Raw genomic sequence first — 20312 nt, forward strand, 5'->3', positions numbered from 1 at the left:
CCGGCCATGATCAACAACCCCGCAGGACCAACGCTGCTCGGCTTTGACGTTTACCTTGTCGGTTCGATCCTGATCGGGATCGCCGCCGCTGCCGTCATGCTTGCAGTCTACGCTGCCGTTACCGTCCGCGACCCCATGGCCAAGCGGGTCAAGGTCCTGAACGAACGGCGCGAGCAGCTCAAAGCCGGCATCGTCACTGCCAATGCCCGCAAGCGCCAGAGCATTGTCCGCCGCAACCAGACCACCGACCAGATCCGTGGCTTCCTCGAATCGCTCAAGGTTCTGCAGGACAGCCAGCTGGCGGTGATCCAGCAGAAGCTGGCGCAGGCCGGCATCCGCAAGAAGGAATGGGCTGTCGCGGTCATTCTTGGACGCCTGGTCGGCCCGATCACGCTGGGTCTTCTGGGCGCGGTTCTCTTCTATTGGACCAACACCTTCGGGGATTGGGGGCCCATGAAGCGGATGGGCGCCTTCATGTTCATGCTCATCGCAGGGTACAAGGGGCCCGACGTCTTCATCCAGAACATGGTTTCCAAGCGGACCAACGCAATCCGCAAGGGCCTGCCTGATGCGCTCGACCTGCTGGTCATCTGCGCCGAGGCCGGCCTGACCGTCGACGCTGCCTTCAGCCGCGTCGCACGCGAGCTGGGCCGTGCCTATCCGGAACTCGGGGACGAATTCTCCCTCACCGCCATCGAGCTGTCGTTCCTTACCGATCGCCGACAGGCGTTCGAGAACCTCGCCTATCGTGTCGATCTGGAGTCCGTCAAAGGCGTGGTGACCACGATGATCCAGACCGAGCGTTATGGTACGCCCCTTGCCTCGGCGCTGCGCGTGCTCTCTGCCGAATTCCGCAACGAGCGCATGATGCGTGCCGAGGAAAAGGCGGCAAGACTACCCGCGATCATGACCATCCCGCTGATCCTGTTCATCCTGCCTGTGCTGTTTGTCGTGATCCTCGGCCCTGCTGCCTGCTCGATCAGCGACACCCTGATCAACAAGAAGCCAGGAAGCTGATCGGACCAGCCATGGCATGAAGAAGGCCCCGCCGGACAACCCGGCGGGGCTTTTCATTTCTCAGCATAATTCTATCAGGCGCGGGTGACGGTCTGGTCGATTGCGCCGAAAATGCTCTTGCCCTTCGCATCGCGCACTTCGATGCGCACCGTATCGCCCCACTTCAGGAACGGTGTCGAAGGCTGGCCAGTGCTAATCGTTTCGACCATGCGCTGTTCGGCAATGCAGGCGTACCCCTTGCCGCCTTGCGAAACAGGGCGGCCGGGCGAGCCATCGGGATCGCGATTGGACACCGTGCCTGAGCCGATGATCGTCCCTGCCCCCAGACTGCGGGTCTTTGCAAGATGCGCGATCAGCACGCCAAAATCGAAGGTGCATTCCTCGCCTGCCTCGACCCGCCCGAATGGCTGGCCATTGAGATCGACTGCCAGGGTCCTTGACAGCTTGCCGCTGTTCCACGCCTCACCAAGGCTGGCGGGCGTCACGAACGCTGGCGAAAAGTGGCTGGCAGGTTTCGACTGAACAAAGCCGAACCCCTTGGCGAGTTCGCCCGGAATAAGATTGCGCAAGGATACGTCGTTCACCAGGCCGACGAGACGAATGTGCTTGAGAGCTTCGTCCGGGGCAACGCCCTGGGGAACGTCACCGGTTACGACGACGATCTCGGCCTCGAAGTCGCAACCCCATGCTTCGTCCGCCAGGACAAGCGGTTCGCGGCCACCACGCAGATCGTCGCTTCCACCCTGATACATCAGTGGATCGGTCCAGAAGCTTTCCGGCAGTTCCGCCCCCCGTGCCTTGCGGACGAGTTCGACGTGGTTGACGTAGGCGCTGCCATCGGCCCACTGGTAGGCGCGGGGCAACGGGGCGCACGCTTCGCGCTCGTGGAACCGCTTGCGCGGAATGGCTTCGTGCGCAAGCTCGATGGATAGCGCTTCGACCAAGGGGAAGTAGCGGTCCCAGTCATCCAGCAGGGCCTGCATCGTCGGTACGATGTGATCGGCGTCGGCATACCAGGCAAGGTCGTTCGACACGACGATCAGCCGACCGTCGCGTCCCTGCGGCAGCGATGCGAGCTTCACTTCTCGTCGCCTTCGAGCGTGCGGGCAGCTTTCAGCAGCTTCTCGAGGATGGCGCGCAGCTTTTCCTGTTCACGCGGCGATATGGCCGAGAAAATCTTCTGGTACATCTCGAACGCCTGCGGCCAGATCCTGCCGTGCAGCTCGCATCCCGACGTCGTCAGTTCAAGATGATGAGAGCGCCCGTCCTGCTCGTTCGGGCTGCGCTGGACCAGTCCCCGCTCCTCAAGCACCTTGCACGCGCGATTGACGGCGACCTTGTCCATCAACGTAGCTCGGACCAGATCGCGTTGGGTCAGGGCCCCAGCGTCACCCAATACGGCCATGATCCGCCATTCGGGAATCTTCAGGCCGAATTCGCTGCGATACTCGCCCGCGATAAGCCCACTCACCGCATTCGAGGTGATGGCCATACGGTAGGGCATGAAGTCGGTGAGGCGCGTTTGTGTTCCGGGCATGATTTCGTATCACATGAAACCAGCCTGATGCGCAAGAGCGAAATATTATGACACCAAGCGGCGGCGTGCGCGTTAGATCAATGCGCTCAGAGACGCTAGACGACATTTTCTTTATGCTGCCATGCCTCCAGCTTTAGCGCGCAGAGCAGCACCAAGGGTGCAGCATGGTTTCATGCTGCACCCGTTCGACAATGCAATTCCGTTCAGTGTGCGAGGATACCGGCCATGATGAAATCGACCGTGTGCTCGCGGTAGCTGTCGCGCAGTTCCTCGGTCAGAGTGTCCTGATCGAAGCAGTGCTTCAGCACCAGACGTGCCGAGAAGAAGCGATCGGCCGCACCGGTAACGGTGAAGTAGAACAGTTGCGGGTTGATCGGCCGGAACACGCCAGCCTTCACGCCATCGCCGATGAACCGGTTGTAGGCGCGATGCAGCGGCAGCAGATACTGGTCAGCGATTCGCTTCGCTTCAGCTTCGTCGCTGTCGCGAACCAGCCGCATCAGCAAGCGATTGAGGTACGGGTAATCGAAGTAGGTATCGATGCACTTGGAGATGTGCAGCCTCAGCTTTGCCTCGGGGCTCATGTCGTCCTTGGCAAGCAACGCGTCGACCGACTTGACGATGTTTTCCATGTCGCGGTCGAGCAAGGCCTTGAGCATGCCCGCCTTGTTGCCGAAGTAGTACTTCACCAACGCGGAGTTCAGCCCGGACCGAAGGCTCAGTTCCGAGAGGGAGATATCGACCACGTCCCCCTCGCGCATGATGGTCGACGCGGTCTGCAGAAGCTGCTCGCGTGCGCCCGGCGTTTCCAGGCTTTCCCCCTTTGACACTTCCGTATTCATTCCCAACCCGGCTCATTCCAAAACGGATAAAACGCAGGCATATCCGAAGAAACGCGTCCGGGGTAGCGGGGAGCGCGTTTTTCAAGGAAACTCGCGATGCCTTCAGCGGCATCGGCACCCCGCGAAAGGGTATAGATTGCCCTGCTGTCGACCCGGTGCGCCTCCATCGGGTGCGACAGCGACGGGTTGTGCCACAGCATCGCGCGGGTCATCGCGACCGAGACCGCGCTGGTGTTGTCGGCAATCTCGCGTGCGAGCGCGATTGCGGCCGGCATCAGGTCATCGGGTTCATGCAGCGAGCGGACAAGGCCGCCACGCAGGGCTTCCTCAGCATCGAAAACACGGCCGGTCATGCACCATTCCAGCGCCTGAGGCAGGCCGACGATGCGCGGCAGGAACCAGCTCGAGGCCGCTTCGGGCACGATGCCGCGACGGGCAAAGACAAGGCCAAAGCGCGCCTTGGTCGAGGCGAGGCGGATGTCCATCGGCAATTGCATGGTTACGCCGACGCCCACCGCCGCGCCGTTGATCGCGCCGATCACGGGCTTCTTGGACTGATAGATGCGCAAGGTGATCATGCCGCCGCCGTCTCGCACGCGGGGATCGGACAGGTCTTCCACCGTATCGCCGCTGGAGAAAACGTGCTTGCCGTCACTGGGTGTGAGATCAGCCCCGGCACAGAACGCACGGTCCCCTGCCCCGGTGACGATGACCGCGCGGACGCTGTCATCGGCATCGGTGCGATCGAACGCGTCGATCATCTCGTTCATCATCGTGCCGGTATAGGCGTTCATCTTTTCCGGGCGGTGCAGCGTGATTGTTGCGATGCCATCGGCGATGTCGAGCTTGATCTGCGTGTAGTCGGCCACAAAACTCTCCCGAGACGATGGAGGCGGGGTTCGTGCCCCGCCCCTCACATTCAATTCACATCAGCGCGGTGCCATGCGAATGGCGCCATCAAGGCGAACGTCCTCGCCGTTGAAGTAGCCGGTTTCGATCATGCACATGGCGAGGTTGGCATACTCTTCCGGCATGCCGAGGCGCTTGGGGAACGGCACGGATGCGGCGAGCGCATCCTTCACGTTCTGGGGCGCACCCTGCAGCAGCGGGGTGTTGAAGATGCCCGGCAGGATCGTGTTGACGCGGATGCCCTCGCTCATCAGGTCGCGTGCGATCGGCAGGGTCATGCCGACAACGCCGCCCTTTGAGGCCGAGTATGCAGCCTGGCCCATCTGGCCGTCTTCGGCAGCGACCGAGGCGGTGTTGACGATGGCGCCACGCTCACCGAACTCGTCGCAGGGATCGAGCGTCATCATACCGGCGGCCGACTTGGCGATGCAGCGGAAGGTGCCGACGAGGTTGATCTGGATGATCCAGTTGAACGCATCCATCGGGAAGTGCTTGATTTCGCCGGTTTCCTTCGATCGGCTGGCAGTCTTGATCGCGTTGCCGGTCCCGGCGCAGTTGACGAGGATGCGCTCCTGGCCATGCGCAGCGCGAGCCTTGACGAAGCCGGCATCGACGCTCTCGTCGCTGGTCACGTTCACTTCGCAGAACACGCCGCCGATCTCGGCAGCCATGGCTTCGCCCTTTTCCTTCTGCAGATCGAAGATGGCGACCTTGACGCCCTTGGCAGCAAGGGCACGAGCGGTGGCAGCGCCGAGGCCGGAAGCGCCGCCGGTAACCACGGCAGCAACGGTATTGTCGAGCTTCATTGCGAGTTATCCTCTCTAAAGGGCTGAAAAATCAAAGAGCTTCGATGATGGTGACGTTGGCAACGCCGCCACCTTCGCACATCGTCTGCAGGCCATACTTCCCGCCACGCGCGCGCAAGGCATGAACCAACGTGGCCATGAGCTTCGTGCCCGACGCGCCGAGCGGGTGACCGAGCGCAATCGCGCCGCCGTTGACGTTGAGCTTTTCGGGGTCCGCGCCGGTGTGCTTGAGCCAGGCCATCGGCACTGAAGCGAAGGCCTCGTTTACCTCGTACAGGTCAATGTCCGAGATCTTCATGCCGGCCCGCTGCAACGCTCGGTCCGTGGCGAAAAGCGGTTCCTCGAGCATGATCACCGGATCACCTGCTGTCACCGTCAAATTGTGGATGCGCGCCAACGGCGTAAGGCCATGCGCCTTCAGGGCGGCTTCGGAGACGACCAGCACGGCGCTCGATCCGTCGCAGATCTGGCTGGAGCTGGCAGCGGTGAGCGATCCTTCGGGGCTGAGCAACTTGACCCCGGCAATGCCTTCGAGCGTCGCATCGAAGCGGATGCCTTCGTCCACGGTGTGCATCGCGGGGCCTTCGGGAGTCTCGATTTCAACCGGCACGATCTCGCCCGCAAAAGCCTGGGCATTCGTTGCGGCGATGGCCTTCTGGTGGCTGTTCAGCGAGAAGCGGTCGAGGTCGTCCTTGGTGAAGCCGTGCTTCTTGACGATCATTTCCGCGCCCATGAACTGCGAGAACATGATGCCAGGATACTTCTCGTCCAGGCCGGGCGACTTGTAGTGGCCGAGGCCCTCCTTCATGTGGAACGTGGCGTTCGAGCCCATCGGCACGCGGCTCATGCTTTCCACGCCCGAGGCGATGACCACGTCCTGCACGCCCGACATCACCGCCTGCGCGGCGAACTGGATCGCCTGCTGCGATGAGCCGCACTGGCGGTCGATGGTCACCGCAGGCGTCGATTGCGGCAAGAGCTTCGATGCGAGCACCGCGTTACGGCCGACCTGCATCGCCTGCTGCCCGGCCTGGGTGACGCAGCCCATGATCACGTCGTCAACCGCTGTCGGATCGATGCCGGTGCGAGCGATGATGGCATCGAGGCTGCGCGCGGCGAGATCGACCGGGTGAACGCCCGCAAGCCGTCCACCACGGCGTCCTCCGGCCGTGCGCACTGCGTCGACGATATAGGCTGTAGCCATGTGTTCCGACTCCTCTCGATACTTCTTTAATCGAACGATTAAGGGGCGATATAGCGCTGGTCAAGCGGGCTTGTGCGGTTCGGCAGCGCGCCCCATAGACCGGGGCGTGAGCAAGGAATCCGACCTGATCGCGGCGATGCGCGCGCTGGCCCTGCACCCCGCGGCGCGCGGGCTGGCCGACGACTGCGCTGTGCTGCCATTCGGGGGCGAGACGCTGGTGCTGACTCACGACATGATGGTCGAGGGCGTGCACTGGCTGCCGGGGCAGGACATGGCCGACGTCGCGTGGAAACTGTTGGCGACCAACTTGTCCGACCTTGCGGCAAAGGGAGCGGAACCGGTCGGCGTCTTGCTGGGCTTCACGCTGGGCGAGGAGGATACGCGCTTCGTTGCCGGGCTTGGCGAGGCGTTGCAGGCATTCGGCGTGCCCCTGCTCGGTGGCGACACCGTCAGCGGCACAGGGCCGCGCAGCCTGGGACTGACAGCGCTGGGACGCGCGACCTTTTCACCCGTGCCTTCGCGCAGCGGGGCGAAGGCGGGCGATACCCTCTGGCTGACCGGGCCGGTTGGTGCGGCGATGCTGGGGTTCGAGGCACTGCGGGACGGGACCGGCCGTGACAGCATCGCCTTCCGAAGGCCCTTGCCGCGCCTTGCCGAAGGCCGGGCACTTGCTCCGCTGGCAACCGCAATGATGGACGTTTCCGACGGCCTGCTGATCGACGCCGCGCGCATGGCGCAGGCCAGCGGCGTGACCTTTGCCCTTGCTGGCGACGCAGTGCCCTTCCCTGTCGCCCTGCCCGACGTTCGCCGGGACGAAGCTATGCGCTGGGGCGATGACTACGAACTGCTGTTCACGCTGCCCGCCGGAATTTCCCCGCCTGTCGCCGCCCATCGCATAGGGGTCGCGCAGGCGCTGACGTCATCACCTGTTATCGTCGATGGTGCAGTGCCGCATGGCAATCTGGGTTATATGCACGATTAAAAACCCTTTGACCAAGGTCATGGAAGGGCTTGCGGGTCAGAAATAAAACGATAGCTTCTCGCCCACCCGCAACGACGGGGACGGGCCATTCGTGGCACCGGACATAAAGGGGGATGCCAACGTGAACCTAGTCGTATTATCGATAATACTCGGGTTGCTTGCCGTCGTTTATGGCTTCGTAACCAGCCGCCAGGTGCTCGGCGCACCAGCGGGCAACGCCAAGATGCAGGAAATCGCCGCCGCCATCCAGGAAGGCGCGCAGGCCTATCTCAAGCGCCAGTACACCACCATTGCGATCGTCGGCGTGGTCGTCGCCGTCATCATCGCAGCCACCCTCGGAGCGATCTCCGCCACGGGCTTCGTGATCGGCGCGGTGCTGTCGGGCGTCGCGGGCTTCATCGGGATGAACATCTCGGTGCGCTCAAACGTGCGCACGGCAGCCGCTGCACAGAACGGCCTGCAGGCCGGGCTGACCCTTGCCTTCCGCGCTGGCGCCATCACCGGCATGCTGGTGGCGGGCCTCGCCTTGCTCGCGATCGCAGTGTTCTACCACTACCTCACCGACATCGCCGGTTACACCGTGGGTGGCGATGACCGCACGGTGGTCGATGGCCTCGTCGCCCTCGCGTTCGGTGCCTCGCTGATCTCGATCTTCGCGCGCCTTGGCGGCGGCATCTTCACCAAGGCCGCAGACGTCGGCGCCGACCTCGTCGGCAAGGTGGAAGCAGGCATCCCCGAAGACGATCCGCGCAACCCGGCCGTGATCGCCGACAACGTGGGCGACAATGTCGGCGACTGCGCCGGCATGGCCGCCGACCTGTTCGAGACCTATGTCGTGACCGTGGGCGCAACCATGGTGCTGACCGCGCTGCTGCTCAAGGGCCTCGGCGATGCGCTCGGCGCGATGATGGCCCTGCCGCTGCTGATCGGCGGTGTCTGCATCGTCACCTCGATCATCGGCACCTATTTCGTCAAGCTCGGCTCCTCCAACAACATCATGGGCGCGATGTACAAGGGCTTCCTTGTCACCGCCGTCCTGTCCGTCGGTGCGATCTGGTGGGCGATTTCCTATGCCCTCGGGGACATGGAAACGCCGATGAGCTACACCATCCTCGACAATACGGTGACGTTCACCGGCCGCGTGCTGTTCTACTGCTCGCTGCTCGGCCTGGTCATCACCGGCCTGATCATCTGGATCACCGAGTACTACACCGGCACCAACTACCGCCCGGTGCGCTCGATCGCCAAGTCGTCGGAAACCGGCCACGGCACCAACGTCATCCAGGGTCTGGCCATCAGCCTTGAATCGACTGCGATGCCCACGGTCGTGATCTGCGCCGGCATCATCATTGCCTACCAGCTCGCCGGGCTGATCGGCATTGCCTATGCGGCAACCGCAATGTTGGCGCTTGCCGGCATGGTCGTGGCATTGGACGCCTATGGCCCTGTCACCGACAACGCCGGCGGCATTGCCGAAATGGCCGGCCTCGACGATTCGGTGCGTGACAAGACCGACGCTCTGGACGCGGTGGGCAACACCACCAAGGCCGTGACCAAGGGCTATGCCATCGGCTCGGCCGGCCTTGCCGCGCTGGTGCTGTTCGCCGCCTACACCACCGACCTCAAGGAGTTCTTCCCGAACCTTGCGGTCAGCTTCAGCCTCGAAAATCCCTATGTCATCGTCGGGCTGCTGCTCGGCGCGCTCCTGCCGTACCTGTTCGGTGCGATGGGCATGACGGCAGTGGGCCGCGCGGCAGGCGACGTGGTGGTCGACGTGCGCGAGCAGTTCGCCAGCAACAAGGGCATCATGGAAGGCACCAGCAAGCCCGACTATGCCCGCACCGTGGACCTCGTGACCAAGGCCGCGATCAAGGAAATGATCGTGCCTTCGCTGCTGCCGGTGCTGGCCCCGATTGCGGTCTACTTCGTGATCGCCGCCGTAGCAGGCCAGGCCAACGGCTTTGCCGCGCTTGGCGCACTGCTGCTCGGCGTGATCGTCGGCGGTCTATTCGTCGCCATCTCGATGACCTCGGGCGGCGGCGCATGGGACAATGCGAAGAAGTACATCGAAGACGGCAACCACGGCGGCAAGGGCTCTGACGCACACAAGGCCGCAGTCACGGGTGACACCGTGGGCGATCCCTACAAGGACACCGCTGGCCCCGCCGTGAACCCGATGATCAAGATCACCAACATCGTTGCGCTGCTGCTGCTCGCGGCACTTGCCAGCAACGCTGTGGGATAAGCAACCAACGCCCAAGTTGGGGAGAGGACACCCCGTCCGGAGCAATCCGGGCGGGGTGTTTCTTTGCTGGCTTGTTAACCGAGTTTTCGCGCATTCCCCCTAAGGCCGGGAGCGGAGACCCGGAACCTTGAACGTCGCGACATTCACCACGGCAAGTCTGCCCATGCCGCTTACACAACCGGGCGCGGCGGTCGCGTCGGTGCGGGCGTGGCGCGAGTGGACCGAGGCAGGACGGCGCGCGCAGTGGCAGGCCTTGGCCGACAGTGCCTCAACACCCAATCCGTTCCTCGAACCGTGGTATCTGATCCCCTCCTTGGAGGCATTCGACACCGACGGAAACAGGCGGCTGCTTACAGTTGAATCCGGTGGCGAACTGGTCGGATTGATGCCGCTTGCCAAACCGCGCCGCTATGGCCGCTGGCCGCTTCCGCACCTCACGATATGGCTTCATCCCAACGCTTTTCTGGGCGCGCCCCTGGTGCGGGCAGGGTGCGAGGCTCTGTTCTGGCAGGCACTGCTGCAATGGGCCGACAAGCAGGCGGCGAGCGAACAGGCGCTGTTTCTTCATCTTGCCGCCATGCCGCTGGAGCAACCGCTTACCGAAGCTCTGTTCGATCTTGCGGAGGCACAGGGCCGAAAGGCCTCGCTGGTCATGCGCGAGCAACGCGCGCTGCTGCATTCCCCCCTCAACCCGGAACTCTATCTGGAGCGGGCGCTGACAGGGAAGAAGCGCAAGGAGCTGCGTCGCCAGCATGCTCGGCTCGCCGAACAAGGCGAGCTGGACGTGCAGCGCCATCAGGACGGCGTCGAACTGGACGGCTGGATTGCCGCCTTTCTGGAGCTTGAGAAGCGCGGCTGGAAGGGCGCCAGCAACAGCGCCATGGCCTGCGCGCGGGAGACAGAGACCTTGTTCCGCAAGGCTCTCGAAGGCGCGGCAGCCATCGGCAGGCTCGAACGCCTCGCCCTCACGCTCGACGGCCACCCCATCGCCATGCTAGCGAACTTCCTGACGCCGCCAGGCAGCTTTTCCTACAAGACGGCCTTCGACGAGAACTTTTCGCGCTACTCTCCCGGCGTCTTGTTGCAGCGTGAAAACCTCGCGCTCCTCTCGCGACCGGACATCGCCTGGTGCGACAGTTGCGCCGCACCCGATCATCCGATGATCGACAGCCTGTGGACCGAGCGCCGCCCGATTGGCCGGATTTCGGTAGCAATCGGCGGTGGCGTCCGGCGCAAGCTCTTCGAAACTCTCCTGTCGCTCGAACTGGGGCGCAATCCTGTCGGACTTGGCCGATGAACGAACAGACTGCCTTTGCAGATGGATCTGCGCCTCTCGATGCGTTTGACGAGACGTCCCGCGCCGCTTTCGCCGCGTCCTACCCCGAAGTGCCGCACAAGCTGGTCCACCGGCTGGGCATGCACCCGCTGATGCAGCTCGATTCCCTTGCGATCCTGGGCGAGGCCCTGCCGGAACGCTCGGTCGAATACAATCGCGCGGCTTTGCCATTGGGCCTCAACGGTGAAAAGGCGCCTGCCAACGGCATCGGCATCGGCGAGACGATCCGCAACATCGCATCCACCGGCAGCTGGGCCGCCCTCAAGAACATCGAGCAGAACCCAGCCTATGCGGAACTTCTCGCCAGCCTTCTCGACGAACTGCGCCCGGTGATCGAGCAGCGCACCGGCGCAATGCTCAAGCCGCAAGGCTTCATCTTCGTCACCAGCCCGGGCGGCGTGACACCCTATCACTTCGACCCCGAGCACAACATCCTCCTGCAAGTCATGGGATCAAAGGTCATGACGATGTTTCCCGCAGGCGATGCCCGCTTCGCCCCGGACGAAACCCACGAAACCTATCACACCGGCGGCGGGCGCGAACTTTTCTGGCGCGATGAGCTGCTCGCCAGCGGCAAGGACTGGCCGCTGTCCCCGGGCGAAGCGCTCTACGTGCCGGTCATGTCGCCCCATTTTGTCCGCAACGGCCCACAGCCGTCGGTATCCCTGTCGATCACGTGGCGATCCGAATGGAGCTTTGCCGAAGCAGACGCGCGCGCCTTCAACGGGTTGCTGCGCAAGTTTGGCATGAAGCCGCGCCCACCCGGGCGCTGGCCGGACGGCAACCGCGCCAAGGCGCTGTGCTGGCGGCTCTACGCCAAGGCGCGTGGCCTGCGCTGAATTGATCCCGTTGACGTAAACGGCAGCCACGTCCATCGCGCTGGCATGACCGACTCTGATAAACCGACTCCGCAGGAACTGGTCGAAAGGCTGCTCGACCTTCTCGACGTGAAGGACCACGGCGGCGACCGCTTCGAGGGCCGTCGCAAGATCGGCGGCGTCGGCCGCGTGTTCGGCGGCCAGGTGATCGGGCAGGCCTTGGCGAGTGCAGAACGCACCGTGCCGGCCGACCGGCCCGTCCATTCGCTCCACGCCTATTTTCTGCGTGGGGGGAACGAGGATCACGAGATCGACTTCAAGGTCGAGCGCGATCTGGATGGGGGCAGCTTTTCCAATCGCCGCGTCGTGGCCAGCCAGCTGGGCAAGCCGATTCTCAACATGGTCGCTTCGTTCCACAGGCGCGAAGACGGGCGGCACCATGCAGAACCGATGCCCCAGGTTGTCGGGCCGGACGACCTTGCCAGCGAAAGCGAGTTGCGCCTGCGCTATGCCGCGAAGATGCCCGAGAGGCAGCGCCAGCAAATGCTGCAACCACGGCCGATAGAGCTACGCCCGATCGAGGCCCGGCACTGGATGAACAATGGCCCGCAGGAGCCGCGTGCCCATACCTGGTTCCGCTCGGTCGGAGCGCTGCCCGACGATCCCCGCATCCACCGTGCGGTCCTGGCCTATGCCAGCGACATGACCTTGCTTGGTACTTCCACTCTTCCGCACGACATCAGCTGGTCAAAAGGCAACCTGATGGGGGCAAGCCTGGATCATGCGATTTGGTTCCACGACGATTTCCGCGCGGACGAATGGCTGCTCTATGCCTGCGACAGCCCTTGGGCGGGCCGCGCGCGCGGTTTCAATCGCGGGCGGATCTACACGCAGGACGGTCGGCTGGTGGCCAGCGTGGCGCAGGAAGGCCTGATCCGACCGATCGAACCAAAAAAGTCTTCCTACTGATCAAGGCTTCGAACAGACGGCCCCGGCGATGCGGGGCTTGTCGATCATCGCGAAGACCACCCGGCCAAGCGACGTCACGCCCGGTTGGCCGGCAAGCTCCCTCGCCACCTTCTCGAAACGGTGGCAATTAGCAGCATCGGTCGCGCCGCCGCCATAGCGGTTGCCCAGTTGCGTGGAATAGCTTTCGTACGCACGCTTCTGCGGCGCGAAGAATGCACGCATGCGCCGGTCCGCCGCCGCAAAGATCGGGCGATGCGTGCCCATCATGGCTTCCATGACCGGGCCGATGTCGGTCCCGATCGCCTTGCAGCGCAGGGTGACCGCCATCATCATCGTCTCGAATTCGTGCACGCGCGCGGCGGTGATCGTCTCTCGATCAAGGCACGTTTCTGCGTGAGCCGGATTCGCTGCCAGCAGCACGCACGCCATCACCAGTTCCACTGCGCGCCTCATTTCGTTGCCGTCGCGATCTGGCAAGTCGTGACCGGCAAGGCCATGATCTGGTCAAACTGGCGAACCACCGCCGCCTGCCGCGCATAAGTGCCGGCGGCAACTTGCTGCTGATAGGAACTGGCCTCGGCAGCCAGCGCGTTCATCGGTGAGGGATCGCGGGAGAGCTGGTAGCTGTCATAGGCCTGCTGCAGCTTCTGCATATGGGCAATTGCCGCATCGTTGTTGGCACGAGCTAGATCAAGATACGGCTTGTAGCGAGTCTCGTAGAACGCATTGCGTTGTTCGGCCGAGCAGAAAGAGGTCGGCAATGGCAGGTCGGCAATGTCGGCCAGAACCGGCCGCTGGGGCAGCGCAAAACCATTAGCAGCCACGACCCGGTCCGTGCCGCTACCAACTTCCTGCGAACGTGCGAGTTCAAGCAGGAGATTTGCATCGCTGGTCGCGTCAGAGGCTTCCGCAACGGCGGCCTTTGGCGCTGCAACCACTGCCGGCTTTGGTTCCGCAAGGAGCGGCGACGACGGCGGCGCGGCGGCAGGTGGCGGCGAAATCACTGTCGCAACGGCCGGCGCCATGGCCGCAGTGGCAGCAGCCGGCGCAACAACGGGAGCGGGCGTTGGCGCGACTGGTGCAGGCAGGGACAAAGCCTTGCGCAAGGTGGCCAGTTTCGCTCGCGCCAATCCGGCAAATGTGCCGGCAGGGTACTGCTGCAGATAGGCATCATAGACCGCCGGATCGTCGCTCCCGGCAACCGATTGCCAGAACGCAAGCTCAAACGGCGAGCCGACGCCATTGGCGGATTGGGCATGCACAGGCGCGGACAGGCCCAGAAGCAGACCTGCTGCCAGCGGAAGTGCCGCCATGCGCATTGTCAGCCCCACCATACCATTAGCCCCCCGGCTCAATCCAAATTCGATGCAACTTCTGTAGACAACAGACAGCAGCAGCCTGAAACCGCTCCAAACAGAATAGGTTACCGTCGCGTCAATAGTATTTTTGCGTATACCTTGCCCTAATTAAGCAAGTGTGTCGCTCTTTCGCCAAAATCGCGCCAGTTCAGTCCCTGCGCTTCCAGCCAGCCGTCATCGTAATAGGTCTGGGCATAGCGCAGCCCTGAATCACACAGGATCGTTACAATCGATCCCACCTCACCCGCAGCCGCCATTTCTTCGACAAGCTGCAGGCAGGCATGGATATTCGTTCCGGTCGAACCGCCCACCGGTCTGCCGATCCGCGCGGCAATGGCGCGCATCGCCCCGATCGATGCCGCATCGGGCACGGCGATCATGCGATCGATCACCTCCGGCACGAACGACGGTTCGACGCGCGGGCGGCCGATGCCTTCGATCAGGCAGCACGTCCCCGGCGGCGGGGCAGTGACGTTGCGGTCGGCATGGTGGCGGTGGAACACCGAGCCTTCGGGATCGGCAACGCACAGCCGAGTCGGGTAGCGGCCATAGCGGATGAAGCGGCCAAGCGTGGCAGACGTGCCGCCCGTCCCCGCCCCGCAGACAAGCCACGACGGCACCGGATGATCCTCGCGCGCCATCTGCTGGAAGATCGATTGCGCGATGTTGTTGTTGCCGCGCCAGTCGGTCGCGCGCTCGGCGTAAGTGAACTGGTCGAGGAACAGGCCGCCCGCTTCGGCCGCAAGGCGTTCGGCCGCAGGGTACATCTCGCCCGCGCTGTCGACCATGTGCACGTCGCCACCGTGAAAGCGGATCGCCTCGATCTTCGCAGGCGAAGTGCTGCGCGGGATCACCGCGACGAATTTCAGGCCAATCAACTTGGCGAAATAGGCCTCGGAAACAGCGGTTGATCCGCTGGTGGCATCGACCAGCAAGGTATCGGGGCCGATGCGGTTGTTGCACAAGCCATAGAGGATCAGCGAGCGCGCCAGACGGTGCTTGAGGCTGCCGGTCGGATGGACGCTCTCGTCTTTGAGGTAGAGCGTGATCCCCGGAAACTTGGGCAGCTCCACGCGGATCAGGTGCGTATCGGCAGAGCGGTTGAAGTCCGCCTCGATCCGGCGCACGGCCTCGTCGCTCCATGCCCTGCGCTGGTCTGCCATCACGCTCTCCATGCTCTACCCGTTCGGATGATAGAAGTCGTAGACGGTTTGCGCCACTGCCGCGCTCACGCCCGGTGCGCGCTGCAGATCATCAAGGCTGGCGGCCCGGACCTTGCCCGCCGTGCCAAAGTGCAGGAGCAGCGCACGCTTGCGTGCCGGACCGATGCCGGGAATCTCGTCCAGCGGGCTGGCGGTGATGGCCCGGCTGCGCTTGGCGCGGTGTGCGCCGATGGCAAAGCGGTGAACCTCGTCGCGCATGTTCTGCAGGTGGAACAGCACCGGCGAGTTGACCGGCAGCATCTTCTCGCGCCCGTCGGGGAAGTGGAACACCTCGCGCCCCTCGCGTCCGTGGTGCGGCCCCTTGGCAATCGCAATCAGCGGCACGTCCTCGATGCCGAGTTCGCCCAAGGCCTCCTTCACCGCCGACATCTGCCCCTTGCCGCCGTCGATCAGCACAAGGTCCGGCCACATGCCGCTTTCGCGATCGGGGTCTTCCTCCTGCGCTTTCCCGAAGCGCCGGGTCATCACTTCGCGCATCATGCCGAAGTCGTCGTTGGTCTGCGCGGTCTTGATATTCCACTTGCGGTACTGGCCCTTCACGAAGCCTTCCGGCCCCGCGACGATCATCGCACCCAGCGCGTTGGTGCCCTGGATATGGCTGTTGTCGTAAACCTCGATCCGCTGCGGAACGTCCGGCAGTTCGAGGAATTCGGCGAGTTCGCGCATGACCCGCGCCTTGGTGCCGCTTTCGGCCATCCGCCGGTCAAGCGATTCCACCGCGTTGCGCTGCGCCTGCTCCATCAGCCTGCGCCGGTCACCGCGCTGCGGCACCGAGATCTCGACCTTGCCGCCCGCGCCTTCGCACAGCGCCTCGGCCAGCAGCGCGGCCTCGGGCAGTTCGCGGTCAACCAGGATCAGCCGAGCAGGCGGGACTTCCTCGTAGAACTGGGCGAGGAAGCTGGTCATCACCTCCTCTTCCGAAAGCCCTTCGGTGTGGCTTGGGAAAAAGGCGCGATGGCCCCAGTTCTGGCCCCCGCGAATGAAGAAAGCCTGCACCGCCACCTGCCCGCTCTTAACTGCCATCGCAAAGACATCGGCATTGCCGACGCCCTCGGCGTTGATCGCCTGGCTCCCTTGGATGAAAGTGGCGGCGCGCAGGCGATCGCGCAGCATCGCGGCACGCTCGAAGTCGAGGTTCTCCGCCGCCTCCTGCATCTGCGCCTCGATCTCGCGCTGGACCGCGCTCGACTTGCCGCCGAGGAAATCCTTGGCCTGCCGCACCAGCTCGCCATAGTCCTCGGGGCTGATCCTGTCGACGCAAGGGGCCGAGCAGCGGCGGATCTGATACAGCAGGCAGGGCCGGTCACGCCGCGACATGAAACCGTCGTTGCAGCTGCGCAGCAGGAACAGCTTCTGCAGCGCGTTGATCGTGGTGTTGACGCTCCCCGCGCTGGCAAAGGGGCCGTAGTAGTTGCCCTTGGCCTTGCGCGCGCCGCGATGCTTCTGGATGCGAGGGAACGCATGATCGCCGCGCAACAGGATGAACGGGAATGATTTGTCGTCGCGCAGCAACACGTTGTACGGCGGGCGGAAGCGCTTGATCAGCTGTGCTTCCAGCAGCAGCGCCTCGGCTTCCGAATTCGTCGTGACGATCGTCATGCTGCGCGTCTGGCTGACCATGCGCCGCAGGCGGTTGGGCAGGCGATCGACCTGGGTGTAGTTGGCGACGCGGTTCTTCAGCGCCCTTGCCTTGCCCACGTAAAGCACATCTCCGCGCGCATCGAGCATGCGGTAGACACCCGGCTTGGGTCGCAAGGTGTTCACCGTGTCACGGATGACCGAGACCCCCAGCTCGATATCAGGCTTGTCCGCGCCGCGCACGGTCGTGGACGCGCGATCTTCGTGGAAGCGCTCGGTATCGCGGTCGGGTGGAGGGGCGGGCGTGCGGGCCATGGCGTAACCTTGCAAATAGTCGCTGAAGCGCGCCGCGCAATGGCAAGGTGGCCGGTTTTCCCAAAGTCATCAGGGTTTTCCCTGATGATCCATTTCGGCGGTTTTAGGGCCGTTGCGCCACAATCCGCACATGATCGGGCAACCATTCGGAAAGGCTGGGACGAGCGCAAGCGCCATTCCTCAAGGACGTCGTGGCGATGCCCGCGTTCGCCTGCATCTTCCCGCGCGCCTGATCCTCCTGACGAACGTGCAATCCTGCATTCTCGAGGATCTTTCGGCTACCGGAGCAGCCCTGATCCCCGAGGACGGCCTGCCCCCGGTTGGGGCATCGGCGATCCTGCAGTGTGAACATATCGAAGCCTTCGGCGTGATCCGGTGGGCGCGCTATGGGCGTTGCGGCGTGATGTTCGAGGAAAAGCTGCCGCTGTCGCAGGTCATCGCTCTCAGGCACTTCTCCGATAACTACGAGCAAACCGAACGCGACCGCCACATGGAGCGCGCCCGCGCCTGGGTCCAGGGCAAAAGCCGCATCGTCTGAACCGTCAGAACTGCTTGCGGAACTCGATCTCGAATACCCGCCCGCGCGGATCGAGGTAACCGGGCTGATAGCGCAGCGGGACGCTGCCGGTGTCGTCGGTCACGCGCTGCTGGGCGTTGAGCACGTTGTCGACCGAGAGCGAGAGGCGTGACCCTTTGAGGAAGGGCACCTTCTCGACCAGCTTTTCCTTGCGCCCAAGATCGGCGAAGAGGCGCAGGTTGAACGTCGCGATCGGATCAAAGCGCAGCGTGGTCGAGCCCGGAAGTCCGCTCGCATCGATGCGCGAGCCGCCCGTGTAGTTTCCACTGAACCGCAAGCCGAACCCGCGGTAGAACCCGCCGCCTTCCATCTCGAGCGAATGACGCGCCACGCTCCCGCTGATGGCCTCACCATCCAGAAGGTTGAGCACGGTGCCACCGGGTGCGATCTGCACGGATTGCTGGAAACGCACGGTATGGAACACGGAGAGGTTCCACCGCCCCCGGCCGTCGGAGTTGAACCCGCCGCGTCCGCCGCCGCCGCCCATGCGCGGGCCTGCGCCGGGAGGAGGACCGCCCGCCGGAGGACCACCAGCCCCGGCGCGAGGACCGCCGCCTCCGCCACCACCGCGCGCGGCACCGAAGGGGCCACGCTGCATGTTCGGGTCAGGCTTGCCGAAATTGCCGGAGAGATTGATGCCGTAGCGCAGGCGCGAGCCCTTCTCTTCGGCGAAGGTAACCGGGCTCTGGTCAACCGACACGATCCGCCCCGAGGCATCGCGAATGACGCGCCCCGGAAACGCCGCTTCGACTTCGGATGTCAGCAACGGGAAACTGTTGGTGGTATTGGTCGAGCGGTTGCGGAAGTATTCAGCGACGAAAGTCGAATCCTTCAGGAACGGCAGCGTCCAGTTGAGACCGAACTTCCAGTCGCGCTGGCGTTCCTTCACGAGGTTGGGATTGCCGCCCGAGATCACCCGCGCCAGCACCGTCTCGCCGCGCGAAAAGTCATAGATCGAGACGTTCTCGGTCAGGATCGACGGACCGCCCAGTTCGGTCAGTGTCGGCGCCTTGTCCGCGGCAACATAGCTCGCCTGCAGGGTCAGCTTTTCGGTGGGGCTGTAGGTCAGCCCGCCGCCCCAATTATAAAGCGTGCCGAAGTCCGAAAGCCGGTGCACTTCGGCATTGGCGTTAAGCGAGAGGTCGCCCACGCCGGCACCGAAGCCTTCCCTGCGGCTGGTAATCGGCAGATCGATGCTGAAGCCCGCTTGCGCATCGCCACGCTTGAGATTGAGCTGCCCCGTGCTGGTGCGGGTATCGCTGCTTTCGATGCCAGAATAATCGAACCCGGCCTTGACGGTCAGCGCCACTTCACCGCCCGGCAAGCGCAGCGGACGGCCTGACAGCGTAGCTAGACTGGTCAGCGAGTCCGTCTTTGACAGCGCACGGTCAGCCGCACCGGGAATGATCGCTGCCGACGGCAAGGCGCCCGAAGCGGCCAGCGCGCCCGAAGTCACCAGCGCCTGCAGGCCTGAGAGGTCTGCCCGGCGGTCGATCGTGCTTTTCGTCTCGACGTGCCCGCCATCTGCGGTAACGGCCAGGTTCCAGTCCCCCAGCGGCTTGTTCAGCGCCGCGCTCGCCTGCAGCGTCGTGGTGCGACGCCGCGTCGTCAGCGGCTGCGGATCGAGTGTGAAGCGCGAGAAGCTGCCGCTCGCATCTGTCAGCGTCACCCCATTGAGGCCGTTGAGCGAGCGCGAGTCGTCACGCTGGGCGAGCAGGTTGACGCTGAGCCCCGCCCCGCCGCCAAGCGCGCGGGCCAGCGTCGCGTTCAATTGCGCAGACTTCGAATCCGCAATCAGCGTCCGGTATGCGGCAGGATCCGGGTCCCCCGCGACGCGCGTCGCCGAAGTGCCGGGCTGGACGATCCCGCGCTCCGCCTCGGTCAGCGGGCTTGCATCCTCGAGCTTGCCCGTGACATTGATGCGGTTGCCGCCGGCAATCTGCGTCAGAGTGAATTCCTGCTCCCACTCGGTAAAGCCTCCGCCACTCGGCAGGCGCAGCTCGCTGTCGCTGCCGAAGCTGCTGAAGTTGTCCTTGAGGATGAAGTTCACCACGCGCTGGTCGGGCCGGTAGCCATACTTGAGCGCGACTTCCTCGGGCAGCACCTCCACTCGGCGGATGGCTTCGGGCGGCAGGCCGCGCATCTCGCGAAAGCCCGAAATGCGCATGCCGTTCAGCAGCACCACCGGCATCCCGCCGCCCCGGCCACGCCCTGACGAGGTCTGTGGCGAAAGCGCGGCAAGGAGTTCCTGCAGCGAGCCGGCCCCGTAAGAAGCGATCGCGTTTTCGTCGAGCACTGCAATCGGCGGCTGGGCGGTATCGACCTGGCCCTTGATGCGGGTCGCGACGACGAGAATCTCGTCGTCCTCGGCTGTAATCGGGTTGCCTTCAAGATCCTGCAGCACGTCCTGCGCAGGATCGTCGGTTCCGGCGATCACGTCCTGCGCCACGGCGGGATTGGCCACCAGGAGGCAAAAGGCAATGGCAGCCAGCGAGGGCGCGGCGGAAAATCTCACGTCTGGAAATCCTTGAACTCAGAGGTTGCCGGGCAAGCGTCGGCTCTTCAACGTCACACCTGCCGAGACGGTCCCGCAGTG

18 protein-coding genes are annotated in these 20312 nt (G+C 64.0%); 7 read left to right on the plus strand and 11 right to left on the minus strand.

Annotated elements, in window-relative coordinates; all coding sequences use genetic code 11:
• The first annotated feature begins 6 nt into the window (after positions 1–6).
• On the plus strand, positions 7–1017 hold the full coding sequence (locus HGI46_RS00640; RefSeq protein WP_118072139.1) for a type II secretion system F family protein: 1011 nt from the start codon (positions 7–9) through the stop codon (positions 1015–1017).
• A gap of 74 nt (positions 1018–1091) precedes the next feature.
• Here HGI46_RS00640 and HGI46_RS00645 read toward each other — a convergent pair whose 3' ends face one another.
• The 6 genes from HGI46_RS00645 to HGI46_RS00670 form a co-directional block, all read right to left on the minus strand.
• Positions 1092–2099 carry a fumarylacetoacetate hydrolase family protein gene (locus HGI46_RS00645; RefSeq protein ID WP_168902706.1) on the minus strand — a complete coding sequence of 336 codons (1008 nt, stop codon included), beginning with the start codon at positions 2097–2099 and terminating at the stop codon, positions 1092–1094.
• A complete protein-coding gene (locus tag HGI46_RS00650) occupies positions 2096–2554 on the minus strand; it encodes a MarR family winged helix-turn-helix transcriptional regulator (RefSeq protein WP_118072140.1) in 459 nt (152 codons plus the stop codon). The genes HGI46_RS00645 and HGI46_RS00650 overlap by 4 nt, the downstream gene beginning before the upstream one ends.
• 203 nt (positions 2555–2757) lie before the next feature.
• Positions 2758–3396 carry a TetR family transcriptional regulator gene (locus HGI46_RS00655; protein ID WP_118072141.1) on the minus strand — a complete coding sequence of 213 codons (639 nt, stop codon included), beginning with the start codon at positions 3394–3396 and terminating at the stop codon, positions 2758–2760.
• On the minus strand, positions 3393–4265 hold the full coding sequence (locus tag HGI46_RS00660) for a crotonase/enoyl-CoA hydratase family protein (RefSeq protein ID WP_168902707.1): 873 nt from the start codon (positions 4263–4265) through the stop codon (positions 3393–3395). The genes HGI46_RS00655 and HGI46_RS00660 overlap by 4 nt, the downstream gene beginning before the upstream one ends.
• Positions 4266–4325: 60 nt before the next feature.
• Positions 4326–5111: an SDR family NAD(P)-dependent oxidoreductase gene (locus HGI46_RS00665; protein ID WP_168902708.1), complete on the minus strand. Its 786-nt coding sequence runs from the start codon at positions 5109–5111 to the stop codon at positions 4326–4328.
• Positions 5112–5142: 31 nt separating this feature from the next.
• Positions 5143–6315, minus strand: a complete 1173-nt coding sequence (locus tag HGI46_RS00670; RefSeq protein WP_118072144.1) for an acetyl-CoA C-acetyltransferase — start codon at positions 6313–6315, stop codon at positions 5143–5145.
• A 106-nt stretch (positions 6316–6421) separates the two neighbouring features.
• Here HGI46_RS00670 and thiL point away from each other — a divergent pair, with 106 nt between their 5' ends.
• The 5 genes from thiL to HGI46_RS00695 all read left to right on the plus strand — a co-directional run bounded on the left by thiL (position 6422) and on the right by HGI46_RS00695 (position 12665).
• Positions 6422–7297: a thiamine-phosphate kinase gene (thiL, locus tag HGI46_RS00675; protein WP_346766650.1), complete on the plus strand. Its 876-nt coding sequence runs from the start codon at positions 6422–6424 to the stop codon at positions 7295–7297.
• Between the two features lie 121 nt (positions 7298–7418).
• Positions 7419–9542, plus strand: coding sequence for a sodium-translocating pyrophosphatase (locus HGI46_RS00680; RefSeq protein WP_168902710.1), 2124 nt, complete (start codon positions 7419–7421; stop codon positions 9540–9542).
• A gap of 163 nt (positions 9543–9705) precedes the next feature.
• Complete coding sequence (locus HGI46_RS00685; protein ID WP_168903087.1) at positions 9706–10839, plus strand: GNAT family N-acetyltransferase; 1134 nt, start codon at positions 9706–9708, stop codon at positions 10837–10839.
• The gene (locus HGI46_RS00690) at positions 10836–11717 is read left to right on the plus strand and encodes a transcriptional regulator (protein ID WP_168902711.1); all 882 of its coding nucleotides are present in this window, start codon (positions 10836–10838) and stop codon (positions 11715–11717) included. Before HGI46_RS00685 ends, HGI46_RS00690 begins: the two co-directional genes overlap by 4 nt.
• A 45-nt stretch (positions 11718–11762) precedes the next feature.
• On the plus strand, positions 11763–12665 hold the full coding sequence (locus HGI46_RS00695; protein WP_168902712.1) for an acyl-CoA thioesterase II: 903 nt from the start codon (positions 11763–11765) through the stop codon (positions 12663–12665).
• Here HGI46_RS00695 and HGI46_RS00700 read toward each other — a convergent pair whose 3' ends face one another.
• The 4 genes from HGI46_RS00700 to uvrC form a co-directional block, all read right to left on the minus strand.
• Positions 12666–13118: a hypothetical protein gene (locus HGI46_RS00700; protein WP_118072148.1), complete on the minus strand. Its 453-nt coding sequence runs from the start codon at positions 13116–13118 to the stop codon at positions 12666–12668.
• Positions 13115–13999, minus strand: a complete 885-nt coding sequence (locus HGI46_RS00705) for a hypothetical protein (RefSeq protein WP_168902713.1) — start codon at positions 13997–13999, stop codon at positions 13115–13117. The genes HGI46_RS00700 and HGI46_RS00705 overlap by 4 nt, the downstream gene beginning before the upstream one ends.
• 128 nt (positions 14000–14127) lie before the next feature.
• Positions 14128–15186 carry a PLP-dependent cysteine synthase family protein gene (locus HGI46_RS00710; protein WP_168902714.1) on the minus strand — a complete coding sequence of 353 codons (1059 nt, stop codon included), beginning with the start codon at positions 15184–15186 and terminating at the stop codon, positions 14128–14130.
• A 15-nt stretch (positions 15187–15201) separates the two neighbouring features.
• A complete protein-coding gene (gene uvrC / locus HGI46_RS00715; protein WP_168902715.1) occupies positions 15202–17139 on the minus strand; it encodes an excinuclease ABC subunit UvrC in 1938 nt (645 codons plus the stop codon).
• 130 nt (positions 17140–17269) lie between these two features.
• Here uvrC and HGI46_RS00720 point away from each other — a divergent pair, with 130 nt between their 5' ends.
• The gene (locus HGI46_RS00720) at positions 17270–17677 is read left to right on the plus strand and encodes a PilZ domain-containing protein (protein ID WP_168902716.1); all 408 of its coding nucleotides are present in this window, start codon (positions 17270–17272) and stop codon (positions 17675–17677) included.
• Between the two features lie 4 nt (positions 17678–17681).
• On the opposite strand, the gene HGI46_RS00725 is transcribed toward HGI46_RS00720, so the two are convergent.
• Complete coding sequence (locus HGI46_RS00725; RefSeq protein ID WP_206065461.1) at positions 17682–20231, minus strand: TonB-dependent receptor; 2550 nt, start codon at positions 20229–20231, stop codon at positions 17682–17684.
• Positions 20232–20312 lie beyond the last annotated feature (81 nt).

Origin of the sequence: Novosphingobium sp. ERW19 (assembly GCF_012641315.1) — a bacterium.
Lineage (GTDB): Bacteria > Pseudomonadota > Alphaproteobacteria > Sphingomonadales > Sphingomonadaceae > Novosphingobium.

What these genes read in the sequence shown, in the direction of transcription:
- HGI46_RS00640 (WP_118072139.1), top strand. Translation starts at nt 7, where the DNA reads ATGATCAACAACCCCGCAGGACCAACGCTGCTCGGCTTTGACGTTTAC.
- HGI46_RS00650 (WP_118072140.1), bottom strand. Translation starts at nt 2,554, where the DNA reads ATGCCCGGAACACAAACGCGCCTCACCGACTTCATGCCCTACCGTATG.
- HGI46_RS00655 (WP_118072141.1), bottom strand. Translation starts at nt 3,396, where the DNA reads ATGAATACGGAAGTGTCAAAGGGGGAAAGCCTGGAAACGCCGGGCGCA.
- HGI46_RS00665 (WP_168902708.1), bottom strand. Translation starts at nt 5,111, where the DNA reads ATGAAGCTCGACAATACCGTTGCTGCCGTGGTTACCGGCGGCGCTTCC.
- HGI46_RS00670 (WP_118072144.1), bottom strand. Translation starts at nt 6,315, where the DNA reads ATGGCTACAGCCTATATCGTCGACGCAGTGCGCACGGCCGGAGGACGC.
- HGI46_RS00685 (WP_168903087.1), top strand. Translation starts at nt 9,706, where the DNA reads ATGCCGCTTACACAACCGGGCGCGGCGGTCGCGTCGGTGCGGGCGTGG.
- HGI46_RS00690 (WP_168902711.1), top strand. Translation starts at nt 10,836, where the DNA reads ATGAACGAACAGACTGCCTTTGCAGATGGATCTGCGCCTCTCGATGCG.
- HGI46_RS00695 (WP_168902712.1), top strand. Translation starts at nt 11,763, where the DNA reads ATGACCGACTCTGATAAACCGACTCCGCAGGAACTGGTCGAAAGGCTG.
- HGI46_RS00700 (WP_118072148.1), bottom strand. Translation starts at nt 13,118, where the DNA reads ATGAGGCGCGCAGTGGAACTGGTGATGGCGTGCGTGCTGCTGGCAGCG.
- HGI46_RS00705 (WP_168902713.1), bottom strand. Translation starts at nt 13,999, where the DNA reads ATGGTGGGGCTGACAATGCGCATGGCGGCACTTCCGCTGGCAGCAGGT.
- HGI46_RS00710 (WP_168902714.1), bottom strand. Translation starts at nt 15,186, where the DNA reads ATGGCAGACCAGCGCAGGGCATGGAGCGACGAGGCCGTGCGCCGGATC.
- uvrC (WP_168902715.1), bottom strand. Translation starts at nt 17,139, where the DNA reads ATGGCCCGCACGCCCGCCCCTCCACCCGACCGCGATACCGAGCGCTTC.
- HGI46_RS00720 (WP_168902716.1), top strand. Translation starts at nt 17,270, where the DNA reads ATGATCGGGCAACCATTCGGAAAGGCTGGGACGAGCGCAAGCGCCATT.